Source organism: Euzebya sp., from assembly GCF_964222135.1.
Classification (GTDB): Bacteria; Actinomycetota; Nitriliruptoria; order Euzebyales; family Euzebyaceae; genus Euzebya.
Window position 1 is genome coordinate 53,042 of the sequence record NZ_CAXQBR010000079.1, and the last position, 14,348, is coordinate 67,389.

The window sequence follows — 14,348 nt, forward strand, 5'->3', positions numbered from 1 at the left end:
CCCAGTGGTCCCCCTGAGGGGAGTCCATGCTCTCGAGCATCTCCCCGGTCGGGGAGCGCGGACGCGGCCAGCGGTGGGCCGTCACCGTCACCGCCTACCTCGCCGGCTCGGTCGTCGGCGGGGCGGCGGTCGGCACCCTCGTGGGAGGGGTGGGCGCGCTGGCGCTGTCCGGGCTGTCCGAGGAGCTGCGCCTGGCGCTGATCGCCGCGGTCGCCCTCGTCGGCGTCGTGGCCGACCTCACCGTCGGCGTCCCGAGCCTGCACCGCCAGGTCGACGAGCGCTGGCTGACCGGCTACCGGGGCTGGGTGTACGGCGGCGGGTACGGCCTGCAGCTCGGCACCGGGCTGGTGACGGTGATCCCATCGAGCGTCGTGTGGGCCACGTGGCTGGGTGCGGCGCTGCTGGCCGACCCGCGCCTCGGCGCGCTGGTCGGGCTGACGTTCGGGCTGGTGCGCGCCCTGCCGCTGCTGGCCGCCGGCCGGGTCCGCACCGTCGGCGCGCTCCGCCGCACGCTGGCCTGGATGGACCGCGTCCGGCCGCGGGTCGCCCGGGCGGTGCCGGTCCTGCAGGGGCTGGCCGGTGCGGCGGCGCTGGTCGCGGTGGTGGTCTGACGTGGCAGGTCGTAGGGGTGTGCGTGCGCTCCGTGGCACTAGAGTCCGGTTCCGACCGACGTGTGGAGGACTGACCTGATGCGCATCGACGCCCACGGGTTCCGCGTGGACCTGCCCGCCCCCTGGGAGGGCGCGGTCCGCCTGGGCGAGGCGAGCAGGACCGCGCACGAGCGTGCGGCGTTCCAGGGCCGCGTCCTGCAGACCCCGCCGGTGCTGCACCTGTCGACGACCCAGATGCCGTCGCTGCGGGGCGACTTCGGATCCGGCGCGGTCGACCTGCTCGGCACCGAGGACGTGTTCGTCGCGGTCCTCGAGTACGGCGCCGACAGCGTCGGCACCCCCCTCTTCGACACCGGCCCGCTGCCGCGGTCCCTCGACCACCGGGCGTTCGCCGGCAACGGCCTGCAGCGCGCCATCCCGGGTCAGGCCGGCTGGCAGCACTTCTGCACCGAGAACGGCCGCGCCCTGTGCCTCTACGTCGTGCTCGGCTCGCGCCACAACGCCCGGCGCCTGGTCCGCACCGCCGACGACGTCCTCTCACGCCTGGAGATCGCACCGCGATGACGCTCCTGCTGACCGACACGCCCGCCAGCGACGGCCGCGCCACCGACGTCCGCGCCACCGACGTCCGCGCCGGCGGCACGTTCGCCCAGCGCGCGGTCGCCCGTGCGACCGATCTGCTGCGGCCCCGCCGCGACCGCGGGCGCCGCAGCTTCCTGCAGCGCGCCGCGATGGTCGGCACCGCGCTGGCCGTGAACCCGCTGGACTACGTCCTGCGCCCGGGCACCGCGTACGCCCAGACCTGCGGGCCGGCGAACGAGTGCAGCCAGGGCTGGACGGCGTTCTGCTGCACCATCAACGGGGGCGCGAACACCTGCCCGCCGGGCTCGTACGTCGCCGGCTGGTGGAAGGTGTCCTCGTCGGCGTTCTGCCGGGGGGAGGACCGCTACGTCATCGACTGCAACCGGCTGCCGCAGTCCAGGTGCTCGTGCCGCTGCGCGTCGGGCTCCTGCGACCGCCGCCGGGTGTGCTGCAACAACTTCCGCTACGGCCAGTGCAACCAGCAGATCCGCGGGACCACCCCGGTCGTGTGCCGGGTCGTGATCTGCACCCCGCCGTGGGAGTGGGACTCCTCCTGCACCACCACCGTCCGCAGCGACGAGCGGACGCGGGACCACAACTCGACCTGCCTGAACAGCCCCAACCCGACCGAGATCGCGGTCGTCTACCAGGACCTCGGGCTGGTCGGCTCGGCGCTGGGCTCACCGACGTCCGAGGAGCTGGCCGCGCCCGACGGCGGATCCTGGCGACAGTACGAGAACGGCGTGATCACCCGGTCCACGGCGTTCGGCATCGTCGTGCTGGTCGGCCCGACCGGGCTGGCGTACGCCGCCCTGGACGGCCCGAACGGGGTGCTCGGCCACGTCAGCGGCGACCCTGTGGACGTCGCCGGCGGCCAGGTGGTCCCCACCGAGCGGGGCGGCCTGTACCTGGCCCCGACCGGTGAGGCGCACGCCGTCCACGGGCCGATCGACGACGAGTACGCCCGGCGGGGCGGGCCGGCCGGCTGGCTCGGGTTCCCGGTGACGGGTGTGCAGGACGCCCCCGGTGGCCGGTCGCGGGTGGACTTCGCCGCCGGCTGGTCGCTGGCCCACGATCCCTCCACCGGCGAGGTCCGGCTGCTGCCGGCCGACGTCGAGCTGAGCGACCGGCCCGGCGAGTGGCCCGCCACCGCCGAGGTGTCCCGGTGGAGCGGGGACGACCGCGTCCGCACCGCGGTGCGCGTGTCGACCGAATCCCACCCCGACGGGGCGCCGATGGCGGTGCTGGCGGCGTCCGGGTCGTTCCCCGACGCGCTCGCCGGCGGCGTGCTGGCGGCGATCGCCGGCGGGCCGGTGCTGCTGACCGGCGGGGACGCGCTCGACTCCGCGACCGCGGACGAGCTGGTCCGCCTGGGCGTCGACCGGGTGGTCCTGGTCGGCGGCGAGTCGGTGCTGAGCAGCCAGGTCGAGCGAGCGGTCGAGGACCTCGATGTCGATGGCAGGGGCGTCGACGTCGAGCGGCTGGCCGGCGAGGGTCGGTTCGCCACGGCGGCCGCGGTGTCGCAGGCGATCACGTCGCTGGGTGAGGGGGACGGTGGCGCTGATGACGACGGCGGCTCCGGCGAGGGGTCTGACAGCGATGGGTCTGGCAGCGATGCCACCGATGGCGGGTCCACGGGGTCGCGGATCGTCTACCTGACCAGCGGCCGCACGTTCCCCGACGCCCTGACCGCCAGCCCGGCGGCGGCCCGCGACCGCGCGCCGCTGCTGCTGACCGAGCCCGGCCAGGTGCCCCAGGCCACCCTCGACGAGCTGCGCCGCCTGGATCCCGATCGGATCGTGATCGTAGGCGGGACGGCGGCGATCACGGTCGACGTGGAGCGGTTCGTCGGCGACGTGACCGGCGCGGACGTGACCCGGATCGAGGGTCCGTCCCGCTTCGACACCGCCGTCGCGGTCGTGGAGTCCTCCGTCGACCTGGGCGATGTCGAGGTCGTGCTGATCGCCACGGGTGAGGAGTTCGCCGACGCCCTCGCCGCCGGCGCGGCCTCGACGGCGCTCGACGCGGCCCTGCTTCTGGTCACCGAGAACTCGGTCCCGGGAGTCACCCGGCGCGCGATCGAGCGGATCTCACCGCAGCGGGTCGTCGTGGTGGGCGGCGCCGCGGCGGTGTCCGAGCAGGCCTACGACCAACTCGCCGCCATCCCGGTGGGCGGGAGCACGGGGACGGATCCGGACCCCTCCCCCACCCCGACCGACGAGCCGACGACGGAGCCCACCGCGGAGCCGACGGACGAGCCGACCGGGTCGCCGACACCCGCGCCCGCCCCCTCCCCCGGCGGCGGCTAGCAGGGGGCCTACGCCGTCTCGATCTGGGTGCGGAGGGCCTTCGCGACCTCGGTCATCTCGGCGAACGGCTTGCCGGCGGTCTGGCCGTACGCCATGACCCCGCGGATGAGCATGCGGGTCACGACCTCTGCGTCGGTCCAGACCTCGCAGCTGCCCTCGACCTGGCTGAACAGGGGCTTCAGCACCTCGAGGGCGTCGTCGGTCACGGTCAGGGTGGCGGGCATGGTCGTCCCCTCGCGGTACAGTGACGGTCGTAGTTGATCCCTGACGGTACCCATCGCCTGCCACGCAGGCCCCAGGAGGAACGGTGCGGTCCTCGCGGACCCGCGCCCCTCGCGGTGACGTCAGGTGCGACGCCCCGGACGCGTGCGATCACGCCGACCGGGCCCTCCCCCGCCGAGCGCTGACCGCGCTCCGCGGCTGCGGGACGCCGACCGCGCGCCACCTCTTCACCGACCCGGCGCCGGTCCCACCTGAGATCTACGAACAGAGAGCCACGTGAGCACCACCACGACGGACGCCACCTCGTCCACCACACCGTCCACCACATCGCCGTCCACCAAGACCTTCCGGGACTTCGGGGTCGACGACGCCATCTGCGACGCCCTCGAGGCCGTCGGCATCGTCGAGCCCTTCCCCATCCAGGAGATGACCCTGCCGCTGGCGCTGTCCGGCGCCGACATCATCGGGCAGGCCCGCACCGGCACCGGCAAGACCCTCGGGTTCGGCCTGCCGATGCTGCAGCGCGTCGACGTCGACGGCGGCCTCCAGGTCCTCGTCATCGTCCCGACCCGCGAGCTGTGCCTCCAGGTCACCGAGGACCTCGCCCAGGCCGGCCGCGGCCGCGGCGTCGACGTCCTCGCCGTCTACGGCGGCAAGGCCATCCAGCCCCAGATCGACGCGCTCGCCGAGGGCGTCCACGTCGTCGTCGGCACCCCCGGTCGCCTGCTCGACCTGTCGCGCCGCGGCGTGATGGACCTGTCGAAGGTCGCCGGGCTGGTGCTGGACGAGGCGGACGAGATGCTCGACCTCGGGTTCCTGCCCGACGTCGAGGCCCTGGTCGAGATGTGCGCTGACGAGCGCCAGACCCTGCTGTTCAGCGCGACCATGCCGAGCCAGATCGTCAGCCTCGCCCGTCGCTACATGTCCAAGCCGACGTTCATGCGCGCCGAGGTCGAAGAGGTCACGATCGCGCCGAAGACCCAGCAGTACTTCTTCAGCTGCCACCGCATGGACAAGCCGGCGGTGCTGGCCCGGATCCTCCAGACCCCGCGCCGTGGGCTGTGCGTCGTGTTCTGCCGGACCAAGCGGATGGCGGACACCCTGGCCGAGGAGCTGCGCGACCGCGACGTCAGCGCCCAGGCGATCCACTCCGACCTGCGGCAGGAGGCCCGCGAGCGCGCCCTCCAGAAGTTCCGGGACGGCAAGATCACCGTGCTGTGCGCCACCGAGGTGGCCGCCCGCGGGCTCGACATCGACGACGTGACGCACGTCGTCAACTACGACTGCCCGGACGACGAGAAGATGTACCTGCACCGCATCGGCCGGACCGGCCGGGCGGGCGCGGACGGCGTGGCGATCACGCTGGCGGTGTGGAACGAGCTCCCTCGCGTCGAGATGATCCGCCGCGAGCTCGGCATCGAGGAGGAGATCCACGAGGTCTTCTCCACCTCCCCCCTGCTGGACGAGCTGTTCGACCTGCCCGCGCGCGAGGAGAAGGCCAAGGTCCCCTCGCCCCCGCAGGCCCGTCGCGGTCGCGGGTCGCGGTCGGGGTCGCGTGACGGCGAGGACGGCGGTGGCCGTCGAGGCCGCGGACGTCGCGGGGAGACGTCGGAGACGTCGTCGGACGAGTCATCGTCGACGGGACGGTCGTCTGAGGGACGGTCGTCGGAGGCTGCGTCGTCAGACGACGGTGATGACGACGGCATCCGCCGCACCCGCGGTCGGTCCCGCCGGCGCACCCGCACCAAGACCGTCGAGGGCGACACCACCGTGGTCGAGCTCGAGCCGACCGAGGACGTGTCCACATCCTCCGAGGACGAGGGGGAGGGGGAGGGTCGCACCCGCACCCGCCGTCGCTCCCGAGGCCGTGGGTCGGACTCGAGCGGCCAGGAGCAGCCCACCAGCTCCGACGACGAGGACTCCTCGTCCGACGGGTCGTCCCGCACCCGCACCCGGACGCGCTCGAAGCGTGAGGGATCCGGTGGGACCCGCGACTCGGAGCAGGCCGGCGGTTCCACCCGGGCCGGTGGTCGTAGCCGGTCCGGCGACGACGGCAAGAGCCGACAGTCGAAGGGACGTCAGTCCAAGAGCCGATCGGGAGGGTCCGAGGGCGGGTCGGACAACGCCGATGGGCGCCGGTCGTCGAAGGGTCGCAACTCCGGTGGGCGCAGTTCGGGCGGGCGCAGTTCGGGCGGGCGTGACTCAGGCGGTCGTGACTCGGGCGGGCGCGACTCCGGCGGCCGTGGCTCGAACGGGGACGGGGGTGGCCGGTCCGGCCGGTCCCGCTCGGACCGGGGCAACGGCGGGCGTGGGGGCCGCTCCGGCCGCAGCACGGTGGACGTCGGTGAGGCTCGCGGCGACGGCAAGCCCCGCCTGAGCCGGAAGCTCGAGGTCGTCCACCTGCCGTAGCGTCGGCGGGGCGCGGGTCGGCCGGCCGCATCCGGCCCGGGCTCCCCCGGTTCGACTCAGCTGCCGGCGGTCACCAGTGCCACGAGGTCGGCGTGCAGGGCCGGGCCGGAGGCGACCACGCCGCTCGTCCCGGCCTGCGTGGTCAGCGGGGTGACGACCGCGCCCGCCTGCCGGGCGATGACCACCCCGGCGGCCCAGTCCCACCGCTGCGTGGTGTCCTCGTAGTACCCGTCGACCCGGCCCGCGGCGACCGCGCAGAGGTCCAGCGCCGCCGAGCCGACACGGCGCACGTCCCGCGCGGCGGCGAGGACCCGCGTGACCACCTCGGCCTGGACCAGCCGGCGGTCGCGCTCGTAGCTGAACCCCGTCCCGATCAGGGCGTGGGGCAGCTCGACCGGGTCGTTGACGGCGATCTCGATCCCGTCGCAGGTGGCGGGCCCGTCGACGTGGGCGGCGAAGAGCTGGTCCGCGACCGGGTCGAGGACCGCGCCGGCGATGCCGCGCCAGGTCCCGTCGGGCTCCTCGCGCTCGACGGCGACGCTGACCGACCACCCGGGGTGGCCGTACAGGAAGTTCACCGTGCCGTCGAGGGGGTCCACGACCCAGCGGAGCCCGGTCGAACCGCGGCGGTGCGCCCCCTCCTCCCCCAGCAGCCCGTCATCGGGACGCGCGGCGGTCAGCGCCTCGACGAGCACGCGCTCGGAATCCGCGTCCGCGACCGACACCGGGTCGGTGGCGCTGGACTTGGTCTGCACACCGGCGTCTTCGCCGGCGCGCAGGCGGCGCTGGTGCGCGAGCAGCACGGCACCGGCCGTGCGCGCCACCTCTTCGGCGACCGCGAGCAGGCCCGCGGGGTCGTCGCGACCCGCCACCGCTAGCGGGGCAGACCGACGCGCGGCCTGAGCCAGGCGCGGCGCTCGCACGCGGGGCAGCGCGCGAAGACCGGGTGGGACTTCCAGGGCGCGACCAGGACCAGCGGGATCGCGTGCCGGATCGCGTCACCCAGGTGGAGGGGTGAGGACACGCCGCAGTGGCTGCACTCCACGTGCACCGGGCTGCGGCCGGCCGGCGGGCTGGGACGGTCGGCGCGGTCCTGCTCCCCGGCCTCGTGGGTCCGCGGGGACGGCTCGGGCGACCGGCGACGAGCGCCCGCGCCGGGGGTGGACGGCGGGGCGGAGGCACTGAACAGGGCGGCGCGCCCCTCCCGGTCGGCGCGTGAGGAGTCGGGCTGGCGGGACTCCTCGCGCTCCAGCAGCCGGCGCTCCGGCGGCTTGATCCGGTCGAAGCCGCTCACGGGGTCCCCCTCCTCATGACCCACCCTCCGCGGCGGCGCGGTCCTCGGGCAGGACGGTCAGGCCGTGGAGCTCCGCGGCGATCACCCTGTAGGCCGCCGCGCCGGGCACCTTCGGCGCGTGGGACAGGATCGTCCTGCCGTTGTTGGGCGCCTCGGCGAACCGGACGGACTTGCGGACCGGGACGCCGATGACCTTCAGGTCGTAGCGGGTCTGGACGTCCTCCAGCACCTCGCGGGAGTGGTTCGTCCGGCTGTCGAACATCGTGGCGACCAGGCCGGCGACCTCGAGGCCGCGGTTGGTGAGGTGCTGGACGTCCGCGATCGTCTCGAGCAGCTGGGAGACCCCGCGGTGGCTGAGCGTCTCGCACTGCAGGGGGATGACGACCTTGTCGGCCGCGGTCAGCGCGTTCAGCGTCAGGACCCCGAGCGACGGCGGGCAGTCGAGGAAGATCGCGTCGTAGCTGTCGCGCAGGTCCTCGATCTGGGCGCGCAGGACGTACTCCCGGCCGGTCCGGCTGAGCAGGGCGACCTCGGCCCCGGACAGGTCCAGGTTGGCCGGTGCGAGGTCGCACTCGTCGTGGCGGACGACGGTCGCCGACAGCTCGGTCCGGCCGGTCACGACCTCGTGGAGGGTCGGGCTCAGCTCGTCCGGGTCGTAGCCCAAGCTGAAGGTCAGGCACGCCTGGGGATCGAGGTCGATCACCAGCACGTTCAACCCCCGGGCCCGCAGCGCCGCGGCCAGGCTGGCCGTGGTCGTCGTCTTGGCGACGCCACCCTTCTGGTTGGCCACTGCGTAGACGACGGCGCTCATGGCCGTCGAGGCTACCTGTCTCGTGGACGTCGCCCCGTGTGCGCACCGCGAGCAGCCTCGCACCACCGGTGGGTATGCTCGCGGTATGACCAGTCAGATCGCGGTGAAGCTCCCGTCCGCCACGCTCGCCGCGATCGACGATCTCGTCCGCTCCGGCCGGTTCACGAGCCGCTCCCAGGCCGTCCGAGCCGGACTCGACCACGTGATCCAGGAGGCCCGGGAGCGGGAGATCGATCAGGCCTTCGCCGACGGCTTCCGCCGTGTGCCGGAGACGCCGGAGGAGCTGCGAGAGGCCGAACGACTCGCCATCGACGCCATCGAGGACGAACCGTGGGAGAAGTGGTGGTAGCCCGTGGTGAGGTGTGGTGGGGAGAGGCACCGGACGAGAAGGGACGGCCGTTCCTCGTCGTGAGCCGCGACGCCGCGAACGCCGTGATGCGTCGGGTGCTGGTCGCACCTGTCACCACCAGGATCCGTTCGGTGCCGAGCGAGCTCCCGCTCGACGAGGGGGAGGGCCTGCCGCACGCCTCGGTGGCCAGCTTCGACAACCTGCGGCCCTTCCCGCAGTCGATGTTGGTCCGCCGGCTGGGGGCGCTGGCACCTGGACGGCAGCACCTCATCTGCGCGGTGGCCGCCGCCACGTTGGACTGCTGACGACGGTCAGCTGCTCAGCTGGCGAGCGGTGCCCTCGTCGACAGGCCTGGCTGGTGCAGGATCGCCTGCACCGCACGGCCGTTGGTGCGGTTGACCACGACCGGCCCGAGCAGGTTCGCGGTGGTGTCCTGCAGGGTCTCCCCGACGGTCAGGACGACGTACACGTCCGCATCGTCAGCTGACCCCAGGCCGAGCGCGTCCACCGTGGCGGTGTCGAGCGTCGGCTCGTAGTCCGGGAAGAACCCGAACGGGTCGACGACGACGAACGCGAGGTCGGCGACGTCATCGGCGGTGAGGACCTTGAACGGGCTGTTCGCGTCGTCTCCCCAGGTCTCGAGGGTCCATGCGCGTGCCTCGGGGAACCCGGGGACGGCCGTCACGAACTCGAGCGTGGTGGCGGCGGCGGTCATGAGGGCCGACATTAGCGCAGGAAGTCCAGCAGAGAGGGCTGGATGACCCGTGAGGTGGCGGACAGGGCGGCCTGGTAGGCGACCTCCTGCATCTGCAGCTCCATGATGGTCTCGGGCAGGTCGACGTCCTCGACGCTGCTCAGTCGGGTGCGCAAGTTCATCTCCTGGTCCGTGGCCCGGTCGACCAGGCTCTCGAGCCGGTTCGCCCGGGCCCCGATCGTGCCCAGCGCGGTGAGCAGGCGGTTGTGCGCCTCGTCGATCGAGGCCAGGTGGCCGCTGACGGCGTCCGGGTTGAGCTCGAGGTCCTCGATGACCTGGTCGAGGACATCGAACACTGTGTTCCCGTTGGGGCCGAACGCCTCGGTGCCCGTGACGTTGATCGGCAGCTTGATGCCCTCTGCCACGGTCCGGGTCACCGAGTGCGGGTCCCCCTGGTAGACGAAGCCGAGGGGACCGTCGACGAAGAGCTCTGCCGGGTTGCCGGTGCCGGAGAACAGCAGGCGGTCCCCGAAGCGGGTGTTGGCCATCTCGAGCAGCCCGTCCCGGATGGACCGCAGCTCAGAGGCGATGTTCTTCCGCCCGACATCGCCGACCGAGGCGTTCGCGCCCTGAACCGTCAGGTCGCGAGCCCGGATCAGCATCGACGAGGCACCCTGCAGCGCGGAGTCCGCCGTGTCCAGCCAACCCTTCGCGTTGTCGGCACCCGCGAGGTGGCCACGGGTCCGTGTCAGCGACGAGCGCGTGAGCATCGCCGTGACGGTCCCGGTGGGTGAGTCCGACGGTCGGTTGATCTGGCGCCCCGTGGCGAGACGTTCCTGCAGATCACCGGTGCGGGAGAGGCTCTGCTGCAGGTAGGCCAGCGATGACCGGCTCAGCATGCCCTGGGTGACTCGCGTCATGGTGTGTGCTACCTCCCGACGACGCCGGTGCCGCTGATCAGCGTGTTCAGCATCTCGTCGATGGTGGTCATGAATCGGGCGGCGGCGCTGTAGGCCTGCTGGTAGGCGACGAGGTTGGTCATCTCCTCGTCGATCGAGACGCCGGACACCGCGTCGTGCTGCCCCTGGGCCTGCTGGGTGAGCTTCGTCTGGAGGTCGACCACGCGAGAGGCCGTCTGCGCGTCCACGCCCAACTGGGCGACGAGGGTCCGGTAGGCGTCGTCAGCCGGCCCGCCGGCGAGTTCGCCGATGAGGGCGGCGTTGCCGCCACCGAACACCCCTTCGGTCGGCAGCGCGGCTGCCACGTTCCCCGGCTGTCCCACGACGTCGCCGTGCAAGCGGATGTCACGAGCGGACGCCCCGTCGAAGAAGAGTCGTCCAGAGGTGCCACTGAGGTCGTTGCCGGTGACGTGCGTGCCGTTCACCGACGAGACCAGCTGGGCGGCGACCTGATCCAGCTGGGTCTGCTGCTTCGGGATGATGTCGTTCACGGACGTCTTCAAGGCTGCGAGGCTGCCGGTCCGGGGGTCCACCTCGAGGGTGGTGTTCGACATGTGCAGAGCCAACGTCGGAGGATCCCCGTCCACGTGCAACGCCATCTCGTGGGCGTTCGCGCCCTGGACCAGTGCGACGCTGCCGACGTTGATGTGCATCATCCCGTCGTCGTTGATGCGGGTCGAGATGCCCACCTTGTCCGACAACTGCCGAACCAGCTCATCTCGCTGGTCCATGAGCTCGTTGGCGCTCGTCCCGAGCTGGGCGGCCGCGGAGATCTCGGTGTTGAGGCGGGCGATCTGCTTCGCGGTGGCGTTGACGTCATCCACCACGACCTTGGCCCGCTCGATCGCATCGTCGACCTGCGCATCCATCGATGCGCTCAGATCCGCGAAGCGGTTGGCGACGCCTTCGGCCTGTTGGAGCAGGGCGGACCGAGCCGCCAGGTCCTCTGGGGCGATGACCACCGTGTCCCACGCGTTCCAGAAGTCCTCGAGCTGCGCGGCGAGACCGCTGTCGCCGGGCTCACCGAACGTCAGCTCCAGGCGCGAGTAGGTCGTCTGGATCTCCTCGGCGAACCCCTGGGAGGAGCGCTCGGCCTGCACCCGCTGGATCAGGAACTGGTCGACGATGCGGCTCTGACCGGTGACCTGCACGCCGACGCCCCAGGTGGCCGACCCGGTGTGGATGCCCGCGGTGTGGCTGGCCATCGCGGCGAGGTCGACGCGCTGGCGGCTGTAGCCGGGGGTGTTGACGTTGGCGATGTTCTGCCCGGCGGCCTCGATCGCGCGCCGCTGCGCGGCGAGCCCGGACGCGGCGACCTGCAGGCCGCCGAAGGTGGACCGCATCGCTACATCACCTCGTCGAGGAGGCGGACGTCCCTGCCGCTGCGGCTGACCTGCATGCCGCTGGGGCCGTACGTCTCGACGCGCTCCGCCCCGAGGGATGCGAGGGCCTCGCGGGCGGCCTGGTAGCCGCGGGCCAGCAGCTCGCGGTTGGTCTCGGCCAGCCCGACGATCTCCTGGGTGGCGGTGAGGAAGGCCTGGCGGTGGTCCTCGAAGATGGCGCTCCACGGCTCATCGAGCTCGGCGACGAGCGCCTTGAGGGTCGGGGTCTCGTTGATGCCCAGCTGGTCGCAGAGGGCGCGCACCTCGATGGCACGGGCCAGCTCGACCTGCTTGACCTCCTCGATCAGCATCTCGATCTCGCGCGTCGCGTGGCCCAACCACCGGCTCCGCCCGGACGCGAGCAGGCTCTGCTCGACCTCCAGCTTGAACTGGAGCAGCTCGAGCAGCTGGCGCTCACGCCACAGGATGTTGGAGACGTCGCTGTAGGCCACCTGGATCCCCTGAGAAGAGTTCATGTCACGCACCTCGGGGGTCTGATCGGTCGCCGTCCGGTCCACCTGAGCGGTCGACCCGAATCTCCCTCGCGCGCGTGAGGGAGAGGGAACTCAGGTGAGGAGGCCCCGCTCCACGGCGGCCACGACCGCTTGGCGCCGATCGGCGACGCCCATCTTCGAGTAGATGTTGGAGAGGTGGGTCTTCACCGTCGCCGCGGAGACGTGAAGCCGCTCAGCGATCTCGCGGTTGGACTGGTGCTGGGCGAGCTGGCTGAGGACCTCGAGCTCCTTGGCCGTCAAGCCGCCGTCGTCGGTGCGCTCGACCGCAGGCTCGGCGACCTCGAGTCCGGCGGATGCGAGGACGCTCAGCGGACCGCCGGACAGGACGCGCTGCCCGGCGAGGATCCGCTCGGCCGCGGCACGGAGATCGTCCAGACCGATCGAGCGCTGCACGATCCCCTCCACACCCATCGCGAGGAGCCGGCGGAGGAGATCCGCCTCGACGCGTTCCAGCATGATCAGGACGCGCGGCGTCTGGCCCGCCTCGGGGCCGGGGAGGCGGCGGACCTGATCGACGACCTCGGGGAGGGGTTCGGTGGTCGCGCCGATGATGGCCAGGTCGAGGCGGTCGCCCACGGACCGGCAGGCCACAGCAGCGGCGGCGTCATCCGCGGCGACGCGCATGGCGCTGGCCTCGAGCAGCTGGCGGACCCCGGCCCGCATGAGCGGCCACGGGTCGACGACGATGGCAACCCCGGCGAAGGCCTGCTTGGGTGCGAGCTTGTTGGCCCGGCGCTCGCCCTGCCGACGGTCCACCGCCACGGGGACGTCGCGCTGGCGACGGTCCCCGGCGCGGCGCTCGACCGGCAGGTCCTCCAGATCGTCGTCAGCAGTCACGTGGTCCCCGAGTATGGCTTCCCACCCCCCGAACGACGGTGCAGGCGGAACTGGTACTAGTTCGGACGACCCTCGCCGGTGGTGGCTGCGGTGGCGGGCTGCTACGTCGCTGCTCTACGTCGCAGGACCCTACCGACGCCAGGATATTCACCCGGGCGGCGGATACCGAGAGGAATCGGCTCGCCACACAGTGTCGCCATGGCACAGCACCCCGTCACCCCCCGCCGCTCGGTCGATGCCGAGGAGGCTCTGATCCGGGCCAACCTGCCGCTCGTGCAGTACGGCGTCGCCGAGATCACCGGACGGGTGCCACGCCACGTCTCCCGCGACGACCTCGTCTCAGCCGCCATGTACGGCCTCGCCCAAGCCGCCCGCTCCTGGGACGACACCCGCGGCATCGCCTTTGAGAAGTTCGCCATGATCCGCATCCGCGGCGCACTCCTCGACGAGCTCCGCAGCCGCGACTGGGCCTCCCGCAGCGTCCGCGCCTCCGCCCGCAAGATGGACGCCGCCACCGACGCCTTCACCGCCCGCCACGGCCGCACCCCCACCCTCGAAGAGACCGCCGCCGAGATGGGCACCGACGTCGACCGCGTCCAGAACATCGTCGACGACGTCCACCGCGGCACCGTGCTCAACTACGAGTCCCTCGTCTCAGACGGGTCGATCGCCGACGTGCTCCCCGACACCGACCCCACCCCCCTCGACGAGTTGTTGGGCCGCGAACGCAAGGCCTACCTGATGGACGCCATCGTCGCCCTCCCCGAGCGGCTCCGTCACGTCGTGGTCGGCTACTTCTTCGAAGAACGACCCATGCAAGAGATCGCCGACGAACTCGGCGTCTCCGAGAGCCGGATCTCCCAGATGCGCGGCGAAGCGTTGGCCCTGTTGCACGCCGGGATCACTGCCAACCTCGACCCCGACATGCTCCCCGCCGAACCCCGACCGGCCGGCCGACTCGCCAAGAAGAAGGCCGCCTACTACGCCGCCGTCGCCACCAACTCCACCACCACCGACCGCCTCACCGCCACCCCCACCCCCCTGGCGAAGCGGTTGGCCATGTCCGCCTGAGGGTTGGACATCACGGCCGCGCCTCCCTCCGGTGCGGCTCCCCGAGGGCGCTGTCGGCTGAGGCCGAGGGCGCCTTCGGCGTCTCGGGGCCGGGTACTCGAACCAGGTGCTCAACCCGGTCAGCGGTCGGCCGATGAGGAAGTGCGCGGGCGGAGCGCACCTCGGGAGTACTAGTTCTGGTGGTGGGAGGGGCATGACCCGAAGTGGTGACCTCGTCTACGTCACCGTCGGGGGCGGGTAAGCCGCAAGTTCAACCGGCCGGCGGATATCGCAATTCGTCGTGTGACCCGACATTCGTGGTCA

At 72.4% G+C, this 14,348-nt stretch carries 16 protein-coding genes; 7 read left to right on the top strand and 9 right to left on the bottom strand.

Annotated elements, in window-relative coordinates; genetic code table 11:
* Positions 1 to 26 precede the first annotated feature (26 nt).
* From ACEQ2X_RS17700 to ACEQ2X_RS17710, 3 genes are all read left to right on the top strand, one after another.
* The gene (locus ACEQ2X_RS17700; protein WP_370327167.1) at positions 27 to 611 is read left to right on the top strand and encodes a hypothetical protein; all 585 of its coding nucleotides are present in this window, start codon (positions 27 to 29) and stop codon (positions 609 to 611) included.
* 78 nt (positions 612 to 689) lie between these two features.
* The gene (locus ACEQ2X_RS17705) at positions 690 to 1,175 is read left to right on the top strand and encodes a hypothetical protein (protein WP_370327168.1); all 486 of its coding nucleotides are present in this window, start codon (positions 690 to 692) and stop codon (positions 1,173 to 1,175) included.
* Positions 1,172 to 3,502: a cell wall-binding repeat-containing protein gene (locus ACEQ2X_RS17710; protein ID WP_370327169.1), complete on the top strand. Its 2,331-nt coding sequence runs from the start codon at positions 1,172 to 1,174 to the stop codon at positions 3,500 to 3,502. The genes ACEQ2X_RS17705 and ACEQ2X_RS17710 overlap by 4 nt, the downstream gene beginning before the upstream one ends.
* Positions 3,503 to 3,510: 8 nt before the next feature.
* Here ACEQ2X_RS17710 and ACEQ2X_RS17715 read toward each other — a convergent pair whose 3' ends face one another.
* Positions 3,511 to 3,726 (bottom strand): hypothetical protein, encoded by a 216-nt coding sequence (locus ACEQ2X_RS17715; RefSeq protein ID WP_370327170.1) that lies wholly within the window; start codon positions 3,724 to 3,726, stop codon positions 3,511 to 3,513.
* A 274-nt stretch (positions 3,727 to 4,000) separates the two neighbouring features.
* Here ACEQ2X_RS17715 and ACEQ2X_RS17720 point away from each other — a divergent pair, with 274 nt between their 5' ends.
* Positions 4,001 to 6,133 (top strand): DEAD/DEAH box helicase, encoded by a 2,133-nt coding sequence (locus tag ACEQ2X_RS17720; RefSeq protein ID WP_370327171.1) that lies wholly within the window; start codon positions 4,001 to 4,003, stop codon positions 6,131 to 6,133.
* Between the two features lie 56 nt (positions 6,134 to 6,189).
* Here the strand turns inward: ACEQ2X_RS17720 and ACEQ2X_RS17725 are convergent, their stop codons facing one another.
* Genes ACEQ2X_RS17725 through ACEQ2X_RS17735 form a run of 3 tightly spaced genes read right to left on the bottom strand, consistent with a single transcriptional unit; the run spans position 6,190 to position 8,238 of the window.
* Positions 6,190 to 7,005, bottom strand: a complete 816-nt coding sequence (locus tag ACEQ2X_RS17725) for an inositol monophosphatase (protein ID WP_370327172.1) — start codon at positions 7,003 to 7,005, stop codon at positions 6,190 to 6,192.
* Positions 7,006 to 7,007: 2 nt separating this feature from the next.
* On the bottom strand, positions 7,008 to 7,427 hold the full coding sequence (locus ACEQ2X_RS17730) for a hypothetical protein (protein WP_370327173.1): 420 nt from the start codon (positions 7,425 to 7,427) through the stop codon (positions 7,008 to 7,010).
* A gap of 13 nt (positions 7,428 to 7,440) precedes the next feature.
* Positions 7,441 to 8,238, bottom strand: a complete 798-nt coding sequence (locus ACEQ2X_RS17735) for a ParA family protein (protein WP_370327174.1) — start codon at positions 8,236 to 8,238, stop codon at positions 7,441 to 7,443.
* A gap of 85 nt (positions 8,239 to 8,323) precedes the next feature.
* Here ACEQ2X_RS17735 and ACEQ2X_RS17740 point away from each other — a divergent pair, with 85 nt between their 5' ends.
* Positions 8,324 to 8,587, top strand: coding sequence for a ribbon-helix-helix domain-containing protein (locus ACEQ2X_RS17740; RefSeq protein ID WP_370327175.1), 264 nt, complete (start codon positions 8,324 to 8,326; stop codon positions 8,585 to 8,587).
* Positions 8,569 to 8,892 carry a type II toxin-antitoxin system PemK/MazF family toxin gene (locus tag ACEQ2X_RS17745; RefSeq protein ID WP_370327176.1) on the top strand — a complete coding sequence of 108 codons (324 nt, stop codon included), beginning with the start codon at positions 8,569 to 8,571 and terminating at the stop codon, positions 8,890 to 8,892. Before ACEQ2X_RS17740 ends, ACEQ2X_RS17745 begins: the two co-directional genes overlap by 19 nt.
* A gap of 14 nt (positions 8,893 to 8,906) precedes the next feature.
* Here ACEQ2X_RS17745 and fliW read toward each other — a convergent pair whose 3' ends face one another.
* From fliW to ACEQ2X_RS17770, 5 genes are all read right to left on the bottom strand, one after another.
* On the bottom strand, positions 8,907 to 9,302 hold the full coding sequence (gene fliW / locus ACEQ2X_RS17750; protein ID WP_370327177.1) for a flagellar assembly protein FliW: 396 nt from the start codon (positions 9,300 to 9,302) through the stop codon (positions 8,907 to 8,909).
* Positions 9,303 to 9,313: 11 nt separating this feature from the next.
* Complete coding sequence (gene flgL, locus ACEQ2X_RS17755; RefSeq protein ID WP_370327178.1) at positions 9,314 to 10,201, bottom strand: flagellar hook-associated protein FlgL; 888 nt, start codon at positions 10,199 to 10,201, stop codon at positions 9,314 to 9,316.
* Between the two features lie 8 nt (positions 10,202 to 10,209).
* A complete protein-coding gene (gene flgK, locus ACEQ2X_RS17760; RefSeq protein WP_370327179.1) occupies positions 10,210 to 11,583 on the bottom strand; it encodes a flagellar hook-associated protein FlgK in 1,374 nt (457 codons plus the stop codon).
* 2 nt (positions 11,584 to 11,585) lie between these two features.
* The gene (locus ACEQ2X_RS17765) at positions 11,586 to 12,098 is read right to left on the bottom strand and encodes a flagellar protein FlgN (RefSeq protein ID WP_370327180.1); all 513 of its coding nucleotides are present in this window, start codon (positions 12,096 to 12,098) and stop codon (positions 11,586 to 11,588) included.
* A 90-nt stretch (positions 12,099 to 12,188) separates the two neighbouring features.
* On the bottom strand, positions 12,189 to 12,974 hold the full coding sequence (locus ACEQ2X_RS17770; RefSeq protein WP_370327181.1) for a LuxR C-terminal-related transcriptional regulator: 786 nt from the start codon (positions 12,972 to 12,974) through the stop codon (positions 12,189 to 12,191).
* A 198-nt stretch (positions 12,975 to 13,172) separates the two neighbouring features.
* On the opposite strand from ACEQ2X_RS17770, the gene ACEQ2X_RS17775 reads away from it, so the two are divergent.
* Positions 13,173 to 14,045, top strand: coding sequence for a sigma-70 family RNA polymerase sigma factor (locus tag ACEQ2X_RS17775; protein ID WP_370327182.1), 873 nt, complete (start codon positions 13,173 to 13,175; stop codon positions 14,043 to 14,045).
* Positions 14,046 to 14,348: the final 303 nt, after the last annotated feature.

What these genes read in the sequence shown, in the direction of transcription:
- ACEQ2X_RS17700 (WP_370327167.1), top strand. Translation starts at nt 27, where the DNA reads ATGCTCTCGAGCATCTCCCCGGTCGGGGAGCGCGGACGCGGCCAGCGG.
- ACEQ2X_RS17705 (WP_370327168.1), top strand. Translation starts at nt 690, where the DNA reads ATGCGCATCGACGCCCACGGGTTCCGCGTGGACCTGCCCGCCCCCTGG.
- ACEQ2X_RS17710 (WP_370327169.1), top strand. Translation starts at nt 1,172, where the DNA reads ATGACGCTCCTGCTGACCGACACGCCCGCCAGCGACGGCCGCGCCACC.
- ACEQ2X_RS17715 (WP_370327170.1), bottom strand. Translation starts at nt 3,726, where the DNA reads ATGCCCGCCACCCTGACCGTGACCGACGACGCCCTCGAGGTGCTGAAG.
- ACEQ2X_RS17735 (WP_370327174.1), bottom strand. Translation starts at nt 8,238, where the DNA reads ATGAGCGCCGTCGTCTACGCAGTGGCCAACCAGAAGGGTGGCGTCGCC.
- ACEQ2X_RS17740 (WP_370327175.1), top strand. Translation starts at nt 8,324, where the DNA reads ATGACCAGTCAGATCGCGGTGAAGCTCCCGTCCGCCACGCTCGCCGCG.
- fliW (WP_370327177.1), bottom strand. Translation starts at nt 9,302, where the DNA reads ATGACCGCCGCCGCCACCACGCTCGAGTTCGTGACGGCCGTCCCCGGG.
- flgL (WP_370327178.1), bottom strand. Translation starts at nt 10,201, where the DNA reads ATGACGCGAGTCACCCAGGGCATGCTGAGCCGGTCATCGCTGGCCTAC.
- flgK (WP_370327179.1), bottom strand. Translation starts at nt 11,583, where the DNA reads ATGCGGTCCACCTTCGGCGGCCTGCAGGTCGCCGCGTCCGGGCTCGCC.
- ACEQ2X_RS17765 (WP_370327180.1), bottom strand. Translation starts at nt 12,098, where the DNA reads ATGAACTCTTCTCAGGGGATCCAGGTGGCCTACAGCGACGTCTCCAAC.
- ACEQ2X_RS17775 (WP_370327182.1), top strand. Translation starts at nt 13,173, where the DNA reads ATGGCACAGCACCCCGTCACCCCCCGCCGCTCGGTCGATGCCGAGGAG.